General features: G+C 73.9%; 12 protein-coding genes. All 12 read left to right on the plus strand.

Features of this window, described 5'->3' with window-relative positions; genetic code table 11:
• Positions 1 to 31 precede the first annotated feature (31 nt).
• The 12 genes from aroC to pyrF all read left to right on the plus strand — a co-directional run bounded on the left by aroC (position 32) and on the right by pyrF (position 13,399).
• Positions 32 to 1,267 carry a chorismate synthase gene (aroC, locus tag ACZ1IK_RS06940; RefSeq protein ID WP_036336604.1) on the plus strand — a complete coding sequence of 412 codons (1,236 nt, stop codon included), beginning with the start codon at positions 32 to 34 and terminating at the stop codon, positions 1,265 to 1,267.
• On the plus strand, positions 1,264 to 1,968 hold the full coding sequence (locus tag ACZ1IK_RS06945; protein ID WP_044659812.1) for a shikimate kinase: 705 nt from the start codon (positions 1,264 to 1,266) through the stop codon (positions 1,966 to 1,968). The genes aroC and ACZ1IK_RS06945 overlap by 4 nt, the downstream gene beginning before the upstream one ends.
• Positions 1,965 to 3,134 (plus strand): 3-dehydroquinate synthase, encoded by a 1,170-nt coding sequence (aroB, locus tag ACZ1IK_RS06950; protein WP_081097731.1) that lies wholly within the window; start codon positions 1,965 to 1,967, stop codon positions 3,132 to 3,134. Before ACZ1IK_RS06945 ends, aroB begins: the two co-directional genes overlap by 4 nt.
• Positions 3,135 to 3,252: 118 nt before the next feature.
• A complete protein-coding gene (efp, locus tag ACZ1IK_RS06955) occupies positions 3,253 to 3,816 on the plus strand; it encodes an elongation factor P (RefSeq protein ID WP_002857030.1) in 564 nt (187 codons plus the stop codon).
• Positions 3,809 to 4,261 (plus strand): transcription antitermination factor NusB, encoded by a 453-nt coding sequence (nusB, locus tag ACZ1IK_RS06960; RefSeq protein ID WP_044659811.1) that lies wholly within the window; start codon positions 3,809 to 3,811, stop codon positions 4,259 to 4,261. Before efp ends, nusB begins: the two co-directional genes overlap by 8 nt.
• 169 nt (positions 4,262 to 4,430) lie before the next feature.
• Positions 4,431 to 5,039, plus strand: coding sequence for a bifunctional pyr operon transcriptional regulator/uracil phosphoribosyltransferase PyrR (gene pyrR / locus ACZ1IK_RS06965; RefSeq protein WP_036313707.1), 609 nt, complete (start codon positions 4,431 to 4,433; stop codon positions 5,037 to 5,039).
• A gap of 3 nt (positions 5,040 to 5,042) precedes the next feature.
• The gene (locus ACZ1IK_RS06970; RefSeq protein ID WP_036313715.1) at positions 5,043 to 6,026 is read left to right on the plus strand and encodes an aspartate carbamoyltransferase catalytic subunit; all 984 of its coding nucleotides are present in this window, start codon (positions 5,043 to 5,045) and stop codon (positions 6,024 to 6,026) included.
• Positions 6,023 to 7,402, plus strand: a complete 1,380-nt coding sequence (locus ACZ1IK_RS06975; RefSeq protein ID WP_036313718.1) for a dihydroorotase — start codon at positions 6,023 to 6,025, stop codon at positions 7,400 to 7,402. The genes ACZ1IK_RS06970 and ACZ1IK_RS06975 overlap by 4 nt, the downstream gene beginning before the upstream one ends.
• Positions 7,399 to 8,025 carry a PH-like domain-containing protein gene (locus tag ACZ1IK_RS06980; protein WP_012750893.1) on the plus strand — a complete coding sequence of 209 codons (627 nt, stop codon included), beginning with the start codon at positions 7,399 to 7,401 and terminating at the stop codon, positions 8,023 to 8,025. The genes ACZ1IK_RS06975 and ACZ1IK_RS06980 overlap by 4 nt, the downstream gene beginning before the upstream one ends.
• Positions 8,022 to 9,206: a glutamine-hydrolyzing carbamoyl-phosphate synthase small subunit gene (gene carA, locus ACZ1IK_RS06985; RefSeq protein WP_036313720.1), complete on the plus strand. Its 1,185-nt coding sequence runs from the start codon at positions 8,022 to 8,024 to the stop codon at positions 9,204 to 9,206. Before ACZ1IK_RS06980 ends, carA begins: the two co-directional genes overlap by 4 nt.
• A gap of 3 nt (positions 9,207 to 9,209) precedes the next feature.
• A complete protein-coding gene (gene carB, locus ACZ1IK_RS06990; protein WP_010078599.1) occupies positions 9,210 to 12,515 on the plus strand; it encodes a carbamoyl-phosphate synthase large subunit in 3,306 nt (1,101 codons plus the stop codon).
• Complete coding sequence (pyrF, locus tag ACZ1IK_RS06995; protein WP_036313723.1) at positions 12,512 to 13,399, plus strand: orotidine-5'-phosphate decarboxylase; 888 nt, start codon at positions 12,512 to 12,514, stop codon at positions 13,397 to 13,399. The genes carB and pyrF overlap by 4 nt, the downstream gene beginning before the upstream one ends.
• Positions 13,400 to 13,472 lie beyond the last annotated feature (73 nt).

Below are 13,472 nucleotides of genomic sequence, written 5' to 3' on the forward strand. Positions count from 1 at the left end.
GCGGCGCCCCGTGCGTGAGAGACTGCACGCCATGGTGCGCTGGTTGACAGCGGGGGAGTCTCACGGCCCCGCGCTCACAGGAATCGTAGAGGGACTGCCGGCCGGGATCCCGGTCACGACGCAGGACGTGCAGGACGCGCTCGCGCGCCGCCGCCTGGGGTACGGGCGCGGCGCGCGCATGAAGTTCGAGCAGGACGCGGTGACGATCCTCGGCGGCGTCCGCCACGGCCGCACCCTCGGCTCGCCTGTGGCGATCCAGGTGGGCAACACGGAATGGCCCAAGTGGGAGAAGGTGATGGCCGCCGATCCCGTCCCCGCGGAGGAGCTCGACGGTCTGGCCCGCAACGCGGCGCTCACCCGCCCGCGGCCCGGCCACGCCGACCTGACCGGCATGCAGAAGTACGGCTTCGACGAGGCCCGCCCCCTCCTCGAGCGCGCCTCCGCCCGTGAGACCGCCGCCCGTGTGGCCCTGGGCACCGTCGCCCGCGCCTTCCTCGGCGAGCTCGGCGTGCGGATCGTCTCCCACACCGTGGCCTTCGGGGAGGCCGCCCTGCCGGAGGGCCACCCGTTCCCCGTCCCCGAGGACGAGGCCCGCCTCGACGCCGACCCGGTCCGCTGCCTCGACCCGCAGACCTCCGCGGCGATGGTCGCCGAGGTCGACGACGCCCACCGCGCCGGGGAGACCCTCGGCGGCGTCGTGGAGGTGCTGGCGTACGGCGTGCCGATCGGCCTGGGCTCCCACGTCCACTGGGACCGCCGCCTCGACGCGCGGCTGGCGGGGGCGCTCATGGGCATCCAGGCGATCAAGGGCGTGCAGGTCGGCGACGGGTTCGCCACGGCCGCCCGACGCGGCACCGCCGCCCACGACGGGATCGCCCGCGGCGCGGACGGCCGCCCCCGGCGCACGACCGACCGGGCCGGCGGCATCGAGGCCGGCATGTCGACGGGCGAGCTGCTGCGCGTGAGCGCCGCGATGAAGCCGATCGCCACGGTGCCGCGCGCACTGCCCACGGTCGACGTCGCCACGGGCGCGGAGACCACGGCCCACCATCAGCGCTCCGACGTGGCGGCCGTGCCCGCCGCGGGCATCGTCGCCGAGGCCATGGTCGCCCTCGTCCTGGCCGACGCGATGCTCGAGAAGTTCGGCGGCGACTCCGTGGCCGAGACGCGCCGCAACCTCGAAGCGTTCCAGGCCGCGGTCCCCGCCCTGCCGGAGCCGGGCGCCGACGTCGTGGCGGACGGCCCGATGGGCGACCCCCTGCCGTGACCGACACCCCCGGGACCGCGCCGGCCCCGGGACCGGACCCGAGCACGCGTCCCGTCCCCGGGCCCGTCACCGTGTGCCCGTGGGAGGGCATGATCGGTGCCCTCGAGGCGCGCCTGACGGCCGCGGCCACGGTGGCCGCCGCGGCCGACGAGGACCCGGCCGCGCGCCCGGCCCGCCGGATCGTCCTCGTCGGCCCGATGGGGGCCGGGAAGACGACGGTCGGCCGGGCCCTGGCCGCCGTGACCGGGCTGCCCTTCGTGGACTCCGACGAGCTGTTCACCCAGGTGCACGGCCCGATCCCGGAGTTCTTCGCCGAGCACGGCGAGGCCGCGTTCCGGGCGGAGGAGGCGCGCGTCATCGGCCATGTGCTCGGCCGACCCGCCCCGTGCGTCCTCTCGTGCGGCGGCGGCGCCGTCCTGCATCCGGGCACCCGCCGCGCGCTGGCCGGGCCGGACTCCGACGTCGTCTACCTCGCGGTCGGAGAGGAGGAGGCGCTGCGCCGCGTGGGCGGCGGCGCGGGCCGCCCCGTCCTGGCCGGAGACCCCGCCGGGACCTGGCGGCGCATCCTCGCCGAACGCGAGGGGCTGTACCGCGAGGTCGCCGACCTCGTGCTCGACACCACAGGCCTGACGGCCGCCGAGGCGGCCTGGCGTATCGTGGGGGACGCCCACCGCCCCCGAAGGAGTGAGTCACACCCATGACCGACCGTGAGCCGGACATCACCGAGCAGGAGACCCCGGGGGCGGCGCCCGCGGCCGCTCCGGCCGCACCCGAGGACGTGACGGTCATCCCCGTGGCCGGCGGCCACGAGGCGGCCGTGCACGGCGGCTACGACGTGGTGGTGGGCCGGGGCCTGCTCGCGCGCCTGCCGGACATGCTCGGCCCGACCGTCCGACGCGTGCTGGTCATCCATCCGCGCGCCCTCCGGGCCACCGGCGACGTCGTCAAGAACGACCTCGAGGCCGTGGGCCTGACCGCACTGACCGCCGAGATCCCGGACGCCGAGGAGGGCAAGCACCTGCAGGTGGCCGGGTTCTGCTGGCAGGTGCTCGGCCAGAACGACTTCACCCGGTCGGACGCGATCGTCTCCGTGGGCGGCGGCGCCGTGTCCGACCTGGCCGGCTTCGTGGCGGCCACGTGGCTGCGCGGCGTCCGCGTCGTGCACATGCCCACCACCCTGCTGGGCATGGTGGACGCGGCGGTGGGCGGCAAGACCGGCATCAACACCGCCGAGGGCAAGAACCTGGTGGGGGCGTTCCACAATCCGGCCGGCGTGCTGGCGGACCTGGACACGCTGCTCACCCTGCCGGCCAACGAGCTGATCTCCGGCCTGGCCGAGGTCGTGAAGTGCGGCTTCATCGCCGACCCCGCGATCCTCGACCTCATCGAGGAGGACCCGGCCCAGGCCCAGAACCCGCACTCCGCGCGGCTGCGCGAGCTGATCGAGCGTTCGATCCGGGTCAAGGCGGACGTCGTCTCCCGCGACCCCCGCGAGTCGGGCGCCCGCGAGGCGCTGAACTACGGCCACACGATGGGGCACGCGATCGAGCTCGCCGAGCGCTACCAGTGGCGCCACGGCGCCGCGGTGTCCGTGGGGCTGGTCTTCGCGGCCGAGCTGGCCCGCTCCCTCGGCCGGCTCGACGACGCCACCGCGGACCGCCACTGGTCGGTGCTGACGGCCCTGGGCCTGCCCGTCTCCTACCGCGGGGACCGGTGGCAGACCCTGCTCGAGGGCATCCGCCGGGACAAGAAGAACCGCGGCGACCAGCTGCGCTTCGTCCTGCTGGACGGGCTCGCGCAGCCCACCACCGTGGACATCCCGGACGCGTCCCTGCTCTTCGCGGCGTACCAGGAGATCGCGGAGTGAGCCGCCGCTGACCCCGGCCCCGCGCGGGGCCTCCCGTAGACTGGCCCGCGCACATCCAAGACCCCACCCACTGCAGGCGGACCCGTGACGGTCCGCGAGACCGATTGGGAGCACACACGTGGCAACGAGCAACGACATCAAGAACGGCGCCGTCCTGAAGCTGGAGGGCCAGCTCTGGAACGTCACCGAGTTCCAGCACGTCAAGCCGGGCAAGGGCGGCGCGTTCGTCCGCACCAAGATGAAGAACATCACCACGGGCAAGGTCGTGGACAAGACCTTCAACGCCGGCGCCAAGGTCGAGTTCGCCACCGTGGACCGCTCCGACTACCAGTACCTCTACCAGGACGGCGCGGACTACGTGTTCATGGACGTCAAGGACTACGACCAGATCACCGTGCCCGGGGCCGTGGTCGGCGACGCCGCGAAGTACATGCTCGAGAACACCCAGGTGGTCATCGCCCTGCACGAGGGCACGCCGCTGTACCTCGAGATGCCGGCGTCCGTGGTCCTGGAGATCACCTACACCGAGCCGGGCCTGCAGGGGGACCGCTCGTCCGCCGGCACCAAGCCCGCCACCGTGGAGACCGGCGCCGAGATCCAGGTGCCGCTCTTCGTCGAGCAGGGCACCCGCGTCAAGGTCGACACCCGCACCGGCGACTACCTCGGCCGCGTCAATGACTGAGCGGGCCTCCGCCGGCTCCGCTGCCAAGCGGGGGACCACGGCGCGCAGCCGCTCCCGGCAGCGTGCGGTGGAGATCCTGTTCGAGGCCGAGCAGCGGGGCTCCAGCGCGCTGGAGGGCATCCGCACCCGCCGCGAGAGCACCGATCTGCAGGTGAACGCCTACACCCAGCGGCTCGTGGAAGGCGTCATCGCGGACCAGGAGCGGCTCGACGAGGCCCTGAGCTCCTACTCCCGCGGCTGGTCCCTGGACCGCATGCCCGCCGTCGACCGGGCGATCCTGCGCGTGGGGGCCTGGGAGCTGCTGTTCCAGGACGACGTGCCGGACGCCGTCGCCATCTCCGAGGCCGTCGCCCTGGCCGCCCAGCTGTCCACGGACGACTCGCCCGAGTTCGTCAACGGTCTGCTCGGCCGCCTGCAGCAGGTCAAGCCGACGCTGCTCGCCTGAGCGGCCGAGAGCTCCGTCACGAGGCCCGTCCCGCACCGCGTCATCCGCGCCGTGGGGCGGGCCTCGCTGGTAGAGTCGGCGACGTCCCGCGCGGGGGCCCACCGGCGCCCCGGGACGAACCACGCATCCTTTAAGAGCCGTCCTGTGAGGCGGGGAAGGAGGCGCCGGCATGGGAACTGACCCCGCCGCACCTCGTGCTGCCCGGACCGTGCTGTCCACGTCCGAGATCGACCGGGCGCTGACCCGGATCGCCCACGAGATCCTCGAGTCCAACAAGGGCGCCGAGGGTCTCGTCCTGATGGGGATCCCGCGCCGCGGGGCCCCCCTGGCCCGGCGGCTCGGCGCCCTGCTGGCCCGCATCGAGCCGGCCTTCGACCCCACCGCCGCCGTCGGTGAGGTGGACGTGACGCTCTACCGGGACGACCTCCGCCGCGGCACGGCCCGCACCCCGATGCCCACCCGCCTGCCCGAGGTCCCCCTCGACGGCGCCGTCGTCGTGCTCGTGGACGACGTCCTCTTCTCCGGCCGCACCGTCCGGGCCGCCCTCGACGCGATCGCCGACCTGGGCCGCCCCGCCGCCGTGCGCCTGGCCGTCCTCGTGGACCGCGGGCACCGCGAGCTGCCCGTCCGGGCCGACTTCGTGGGCAAGAACCTGCCGACCTCCACCGCCGAGCGCGTCCAGGTCCGGCTCATGGAGGTCGACGGCCCCGAGGGCACCGGCGAGGTCACTGAGGACGCCGTGAGCATCGTCGACCGTGTCGCGACCCGGGAGGGTTGAGCCGTGCGCCACCTGCTGTCCACCGCCGACCTCTCCCGCGCCGACGCCCTCGCCGTCCTCGACACCGCCGAGGAGATGGCCGCCGTCAACCAGCGCGAGGTCAAGAAGCTGCCCGCCCTGCGCGGCCGCACCGTGGTGAACCTCTTCCTCGAGGACTCCACCCGCACCCGCATCTCCTTCGAGGCCGCCGCCAAGCGGCTCTCCGCGGACGTGATCAACTTCTCCGCGAAGGGGTCGTCCGTCTCCAAGGGGGAGTCGCTCAAGGACACCGTCCAGACGCTCGAGGCCATCGGCGCGGACGCCATCGTGATGCGCCACTGGTCCTCGGGCGCGGCCCGCCAGCTGGCCGACTCCGGCTGGGTGCGCTCCGCCGTCGTGAACGCCGGCGACGGCACCCACGAGCACCCCACCCAGGCCCTCCTGGACGCCTTCACCCTGCGCCGGCGCCTCGCCGCGGCGACGGGAGAGGACCTGGTCGGCCGGGACCTGACCGGCATGCGCGTGGTGATCGTGGGGGACATCCTGCACTCGCGCGTGGCCCGGTCCAACGTGTGGCTGCTCAGCACGCTGGGCGCACAGGTCACCCTGGCCGCCCCGCCCACCCTGCTGCCCGTGGGCGTGGCCGCGTGGCCGTGCCAGGTCACCTACTCGCTGGACGAGGCCCTCGACGCCGGCCCCGACGCCGTCATGATGCTCCGCGTCCAGGCCGAGCGAATGGGCGGCGCCTTCTTCCCGTCCGCAGGGGAGTACACCCGGACCTGGGGGCTGACCGACGACCGCTTCGCCCGCCTCACCGCCGGCCGGGGCGCCCTGCTCGACGAGCCCGTGGTCATGCACCCCGGCCCGATGAACCGCGGCCTGGAGATCAGCCCGGCGGCGGCGGACTCGCCCCGCAACACCGCCCTCGAGCAGGTCGCCAACGGCGTGTCCGTCCGCATGGCGGTCCTGCACCTCGTCCTCAACCACGACCAGGAGGTCCGCCCGTGAGCGCCCCCAGCCCCGCCCCCCTGCTGCTGCGCAGCGCGCGCCTGACCACGGGCGAGACCGCCGACGTGCTCGTCGCCGAGGGCCGGATCGCCGCCCTCGGCCCGGACGCCGCGACCCACGCCGCCGGCCTCGACCCGGCCCCCGAGGAGGTCGACTGCGCCGGCCTGGTGCTGCTGCCCGGGCTCGTCGACCTGCACACCCATCTGCGCCAGCCCGGCAAGGAGGACGCGGAGACGGTCGAGACCGGCACCCGCGCCGCCGCGATGGGCGGCTTCACCTCGGTCCACGCGATGGCCAACTCGACGCCGACGGCCGACACCGCCGGCGTGGTGGAGCAGGTGTGGCGGCTGGGCCGGGACGCGGGCTGGTGCGATGTGCACCCCGTGGGCGCGGTGACCGTGGGCCTGGCCGGCGAGGCCCTGGCCGACCTCGGCGCGATGGCCGACTCGCAGGCCCGCGTGCGGATGTTCTCCGACGACGGCATGTGCGTCCACGACGCCGTGCTGATGCGCCGTGCGCTCGAGTACGTGAAGTCCTTCGGCGGCTTCGTGGCCCAGCACGCGCAGGAGCCGAACCTCACCGCCGGCGCCCAGATGAACGAGTCCGAGCTCTCCGGCGTCCTCGGCCTGGCCGGCTGGCCCGCCGTGGCGGAGGAGGCCATCATCGCCCGTGACGTGCTGCTGGCCCAGCACGTGGACTCCCGCCTGCACGTGTGCCACGTCTCCACGGCCGGCTCCGTCGAGCTGATCCGCTGGGCCAAGGCCCAGGGCGTGGCCGTGACCGCCGAGGTCACCCCGCACCACCTGCTGCTCACCGAGGAGCTCGTCCGCTCCTACGACCCCGTGTTCAAGGTCAACCCGCCGCTGCGCCGCGAGTCCGACGTGATGGCCCTGCGCGCCGGGCTGGCCGACGGCACCATCGACACCGTGGGCACCGACCACGCCCCACACACCGCCGAGACCAAGCAGTGCGAGTGGACGGTCGCGGCGATGGGCATGACGGGCCTCGAGACCGCCCTGTCCGTGGTGCAGCAGGCGATGGTGGACACCGGCCTGATGGACTGGGCCGGCGTCGCCCGCGTAATGTCCACGGCGCCGGCCCGGATCGCCGGCCTGACCGACCAGGGCCAGGCCGACGAGCGCGGCGTCCCGCGCGTCGGCGCCGTGGCCAACCTCGTGCTCGTGGACCCGCAGGCCCGCCGCACCGTGGACCCCGAGCAGCACCTGACCAAGTCCCGCAACAGCCCGTACCGGGGCATGGAGCTGCCGGGCGCGGTACGCCACACGGTCTACCGCGGCGCCCGCGTCGTCGCCGACGGCGCCCCCGCCCGGCCGTACCGCCACCCGGCCCTGACGGAGACGGGGGAGCGCGCGTGAGCATCACCTCCCTGGCCGCCGCCCTGGCGGCCCGTCCCGTCCCGCCGCGGACCCCGACGAAGGACTACGCGGACGTGTGGCTGCCGGTGACCCTGGGCACCCTGGCCGTCGTCCTCGTGCTGCTCGGCCTGCTGGCCCTCGGGTGGCGGGCCCGCCGCCGGGCGCAGGCCGGGATCCCGGCCCCGGCCCCCGTGCCGACGGCCCTCTACGACGCCGAGCCGACGCTGTCCGCGGAGGGCATGCACGTGGGCACGGTGCGCGGCGAGGACCGACTGGACCGCGTGGCGGTGCACGGCCTGGGCCTGCGCTCGCGCGCCGTCCTCGAGGTCCACGACGCCGGCACCCACCGCGGCCTGCTCGTGCTCCGCCCCGGGGCCGCCAACCTGTTCATCCCCGCGGACGACCTCGTCGAGGCCGGCCTGTCCGGCGGGATCGCCGGCAAGTTCGTCGAGCCGGGCGGGCTCGTCGCCTGGGGCTGGCGCCTCGGCGACGTCGAACTCACCTCCGCCTTCCGCCCCGACCGCCCCGAGGACCGCGACCGGCTCCTCGCCGCCCTGCAGACCATCATCGACCCCGCCCCGGCCGACCCGGCCGGCCGCGCAGGAGAAGGAGACCCCCGATGAGCACCCCCACCGACGACCTGGCCCTGCTCGTCCTCGAGGACGGCACCGTCCACCGCGGCCGGGCCTACGGCGCCCGCGGCCGCACCCTGGGCGAGGCCGTGTTCACCACGGGCATGACCGGCTACCAGGAGACCCTCACCGACCCGTCCTACGCGGGGCAGATCATCGTGCAGACCTCCCCGCACATCGGCAACACCGGGGTCAACGACGCCGACCGCGAGTCGCGGGCGATCTTCGCCGCCGGCTACGTGGTCCGCGACGCGGCCCGGCGTCCGTCCAACTGGCGCGCCGAGCGCACCCTCGACGAGGAGCTCGAGACGTTCGGCGTCGTCGGGATCCGCGAGGTCGACACCCGGGCCATCACCCGCCGCCTGCGCACCGAGGGCTCGATGCGCGCCGGCGTGTTCTCCGGCGAGCACGCCGCCCGCCCGGAGGCCGAGCTGCTGGCGGAGGTGCGCGCCCAGCCGTCGATGGCCGGCGCCCGCCTCGCGGAGTCCGTCACCACGGAGCAGCCGTACGTCATCGAGCCGGCCGAGCACGGCTGGGAGGGCGAGCCGATCGCCGAGATCGCCGCCCTCGACCTCGGCATCAAGGCCGCCACGCCGCGGCACCTGGCCTCCCGCGGCATCCGCGTGCACGTGCTGCCCGCGGCCACGGACCTGGCCGGCATCCGCGCCGTGGACCCGGACGGCGTCTTCCTGTCCAACGGCCCCGGCGACCCGGCCACGGCAGACGCCCAGGTGGAGCTGCTGCGCGAGGTCCTCGACGCCGGCCTGCCGTTCTTCGGCATCTGCTTCGGCAACCAGATCTTCGGCCGCGCGCTCGGCTTCGACACCTACAAGCTGAAGTTCGGCCACCGCGGCCCGAACCAGCCGGTGCTGGACAAGGCCACGGGCCGCGTGGCCATCACCTCCCAGAACCACGGCTTCGCCGTGGACGCCCCCCTCGGCGAGCCGATCGAGGCGCCGGAGTCGCGCTTCGGCCGCGTCGAGGTCTCCCACTGGTCCCTGAACGACCAGGTCGTCGAGGGCCTGCGCCTGCTCGACCGGCCCGCCTTCTCCGTGCAGTTCCACCCGGAGTCCGCGGCCGGCCCCAACGACACCCTCGACCTGTTCGACCGCTTCGTGCAGCTGCTCACCGAGCACCGCGCCGCCACCACCCCCGCCACCGAAGGAGCCTGATCCATGCCCAAGCGCACCGACCTGAAGTCCGTCCTGGTCATCGGCTCCGGCCCCATCGTGATCGGCCAGGCCGCCGAGTTCGACTACTCGGGCACCCAGGCCATCCGCGTCCTCAAGGAGGAGGGCGTCCGCGTCGTCCTCGTCAACTCCAACCCGGCCACGATCATGACCGACCCGGAGCTGGCCGACGCCACCTACGTCGAGCCCATCACCCCGGCCGTGGTCGCCAAGATCATCGAGAAGGAGCGCCCGGACGCCCTGCTGCCCACCCTGGGCGGCCAGACGGCGCTGAACACCGCCATCGCCCTCGACAAGGACGGGGTGCTCGAGCGCTTCGGCGTCGAGCTGATCGGCGCGAACATCGAGGCCATCGAGCTCGGCGAGAACCGCGAGCTGTTCAAGGGCGTCGTGGAGCGTGCCGGCGGCGAGTCCGCCCGGTCCCACATCGTGCACACGATGGAGGAGGCCCTGGCCGCCGTCGAGGACCTGAAGTACCCCGTGGTGGTGCGCCCCTCGTTCACGATGGGCGGCCTCGGCTCCGGCATGGCCTACGACGAGGCCGACCTGTACCGCATCTGCGGCGCCGGCCTGCAGTACAGCCCGACCTCCGAGGTCCTGCTCGAGGAGTCCATCCTCGGCTGGAAGGAGTACGAGCTGGAGATGATGCGGGACAAGAACGACAACGTCGTCGTCGTCTGCTCCATCGAGAACGTGGACCCCGTGGGCGTGCACACCGGCGACTCCATCACCGTGGCCCCGGCCATGACGCTGACGGACCGCGAGTACCAGAAGCTGCGGGACATCTCGATCAACGTCATCCGCGAGGTCGGCGTGGACACCGGCGGCTGCAACATCCAGTTCGCGGTGAACCCCGTGGACGGGCGCGTCGTCGTCATCGAGATGAACCCGCGCGTCTCCCGCTCCTCGGCGCTGGCCTCGAAGGCCACCGGCTTCGCGATCGCCAAGATCGCCACCAAGCTGGCCCTGGGCTACACGATGGACGAGATCCCCAACGACATCACCCAGAAGACCCCGGCGTCCTTCGAGCCGGTCCTGGACTACGTGGTCGTGAAGGTCCCGCGCTTCGCGTTCGAGAAGTTCCCGGCGGCGGATCCCACGCTGACCACCACCATGAAGTCGGTCGGCGAGGCCATGGCCATCGGCCGCAACTTCACGGAGGCCCTGCAGAAGGCCCTGCGCTCGCTCGAGCAGAAGGGCTCGGAGCTCGCGTTCCCGCAGGACGCCGACCCGCAGGCCCTGCTCGCGGCGGCGAGCACGGCCACCACCGACCGGCTCTCCCAGACCCAGCAGGCGCTCTACGCCGGCGCCACGATCGAGGAGGCCTTCGAGGCCACCGCGATCGACCCGTGGTTCCTGGACCAGTTCGTGCTCATCAACGAGGTCGCGGACGAGATCCGCGACGCCGAGGTCCTCGACGAGGCCCTGCTGCGCCGCGCCAAGCGGCACGGGTTCTCCGACGCCCAGATCGGCTCGCTGCGGCACATGGACGCCGCGGTCGTGCGCGGCGTGCGTCACGCCCTGGGCGTGCGCCCCGTCTACAAGACCGTGGACACCTGTGCCGCCGAGTTCGAGGCCTTCACCCCGTACCGGTACTCCAGCTACGACCTCGAGACCGAGGTCGCCCCGCACGAGGGCGAGTCGGTGATCATCCTCGGCTCGGGCCCGAACCGGATCGGCCAGGGCATCGAGTTCGACTACTCGTGCGTGCACGCCACCATGGCGCTGCGCGAGGCCGGCTACGAGACCGTGATGGTCAACTGCAACCCGGAGACGGTATCCACGGACTACGACATCTCCGATCGCCTCTACTTCGAGCCGCTCACGCTCGAGGACGTCCTGGAGGTCATCGCGGCAGAGGAGGCCTCCGGCGGCGTGCGCGGCGTCTTCGTGCAGCTCGGCGGCCAGACCCCGCTCAAGCTGGCCCAGCAGCTCGCCGACGCCGGCGTGCCGATCCTGGGCACCTCGCCCGCGGCCATCGACCTGGCCGAGCACCGCGGTGAGTTCGCGCTCGTGCTCGAGCGCGCGGGCCTGGTGGCGCCGAAGAACGGCACGGCCGTCTCCTTCGACGACGCCAAGCGCGTGGCGGACGAGATCGGCTACCCCGTGCTCGTGCGCCCCTCCTACGTGCTCGGCGGCCGCGGCATGGAGATCGTGTACTCCGAGGAGGCGCTGGCCCACTACGTGGCGCACGCGACGGAGATCACCCCCGACCAGCCGATGCTCGTGGACCGCTTCCTCGAGGACGCGATCGAGATCGACGTCGACGCCCTCTACGACGGCACCGAGCTGTACCTCGGCGGCGTCATGGAGCACATCGAGGAGGCGGGCATCCACTCGGGCGACTCCGCGTGCGTGCTGCCCCCCGTCACCCTGGGCCCGGACGTGCTCGAGCGCGTGCACCGCGCCACCGAGCGGATCGCGGCCGGCGTCGGCGTGCGCGGCCTGATCAACATCCAGTTCGCGCTCGCCTCGGACGTGCTGTACGTGATCGAGGCGAACCCGCGCGCCTCGCGGACCGTGCCGTTCGTCTCGAAGGCCACGGGCGTCCAGCTGGCCAAGGCGGCCGCGCGGATCGGCGTCGGCGAGAGCATCGCCGACCTGCGCGCGGCCGGCATGCTGCCCACGGCGTACGACGGCGGCACCCTGCCGATCGGCGCGCCCGTGGCGGTCAAGGAGGCGGTGCTGCCGTTCACCCGCTTCCGCACCGCGGAGGGCCGCGTGGTCGACTCGCTGCTGGGCCCGGAGATGCGCTCGACGGGCGAGGTCATGGGCATCGACAAGCACTTCGACACCGCGTTCGCCAAGTCCCAGTCCGCCGCCGGCGGCCCGCTGCCCACCTCGGGGCGCGTGTTCGTGTCGGTCGCGAACCGGGACAAGCGCACCCTCGTGGGCCAGGCCAAGCGCCTCGTCGACCTCGGCTTCCAGGTGGTCTCCACCGGCGGCACCGCCGAGGTGCTGCGGCGCAACGGCATCCCCGCGGAGGTCGTGGCGAAGATCGCCGACGCCGGGCACGAGGACGGCGCGGGCACCGTGCTGGAGCAGCTGCACGCCGGCACCGTCGATCTCGTGCTGAACACGCCCTCCGGCGGCGACGCCCGCACGGACGGCTACGAGATCCGCGCGGCCGCGACGTCGCTCGGCGTGCCGGTGATCACGACCACGGCCGAGTTCGGGGCGTGCCTGCAGGCCATCGAGGCCATGCGGTCCTACGAGTGGTCCGTCACCTCACTGCAGGAGCACGACGCGCGCCTGCAGCAGGCTGTCGCCGGTCCGGAGGCCGCGGCGTGACCACGACGGCGACGGGCGGCGCGGGGCCCCGCGCCCCCTTCGGGCGGCGGCTGGCCCAGGCCATGGAGACGGCCGGTCCGCTGTGCCTCGGCGTGGACCCCCATCCGGGCCTGCTGCGGCAGTGGGGCCTGAGCGACACCCCGGCGGGCCTCGAGGCGTTCTCCCTGACCGCCCTCGAGGCGGCGGTGGGTCCCGAGGGGCCCCGCGTGGCGGCGATCAAGCCCCAGGTGGCGCTGTACGAGCGCCACGGATCGGCCGGCCTGGCGGCCCTGGAGCGGCTGCTCGCGGCCGCCCGAGACGCCGGGGTGCTCACGATCGCGGACGCCAAGCGCGGTGACATCGGCTCCACCATGGACGGCTACGCCGCCGCGTGGATCGCCGATGCCTCGCCCCTGGCCGCGGATGCGGTGACGCTCAGCCCGTACCTGGGTTTCGGCACCCTCGTGCCGACCATCCGCGCCGCCCACGAGGCCGGCCGCGGCGTGTTCGTCCTCGCGCTGACCTCCAATCCGGAGGGCCGCGAGGTCCAGCACGTGGGCGAGGGGTCGGCCGAGGGATCGGTCGCCCGGCGCATCGCCGCGGCGGCGGCCGCCGAGAACGCGGCCCTGCGCGGCGACGACGCGTGGGGGCCGGTGGGACTCGTCTTGGGCGCCACGGTGGCCGCCGAGGCGGACCGCCTCGGCCTGGACCTGCCGGCCCTCGGCGGGCCCCTGCTGGCGCCCGGGTTCGGTGCCCAGGGCGCCACGGCCCGGGGCATGCGGGCCGACTTCGGGACGGCCTGGCCGCAGGTCTTGGCGACCTCGTCCCGCGGCATCCTGAGCGCGGGCCCGTCGGTGGCCTCGCTGGTGGACACGATCGAGGAGAATCGCGCCGCCCTGCGGTGACGCCCGCGTCCTCCCGGCGCGCCCGTGCCGTGTGGACGGGATGGTATCTTCCCTTTCGATCGGCTGTGCTCGT

Source organism: Micrococcus sp. CS26, from assembly GCF_055522295.1.

Coding starts and splice junctions, on each gene's coding strand:
- nusB (WP_044659811.1), top strand. CDS start 3,809: ATGACTGAGCGGGCCTCCGCCGGCTCCGCTGCCAAGCGGGGGACCACG.
- aroC (WP_036336604.1), top strand. CDS start 32: ATGGTGCGCTGGTTGACAGCGGGGGAGTCTCACGGCCCCGCGCTCACA.
- aroB (WP_081097731.1), top strand. CDS start 1,965: ATGACCGACCGTGAGCCGGACATCACCGAGCAGGAGACCCCGGGGGCG.
- carA (WP_036313720.1), top strand. CDS start 8,022: ATGAGCACCCCCACCGACGACCTGGCCCTGCTCGTCCTCGAGGACGGC.
- pyrR (WP_036313707.1), top strand. CDS start 4,431: ATGGGAACTGACCCCGCCGCACCTCGTGCTGCCCGGACCGTGCTGTCC.
- carB (WP_010078599.1), top strand. CDS start 9,210: ATGCCCAAGCGCACCGACCTGAAGTCCGTCCTGGTCATCGGCTCCGGC.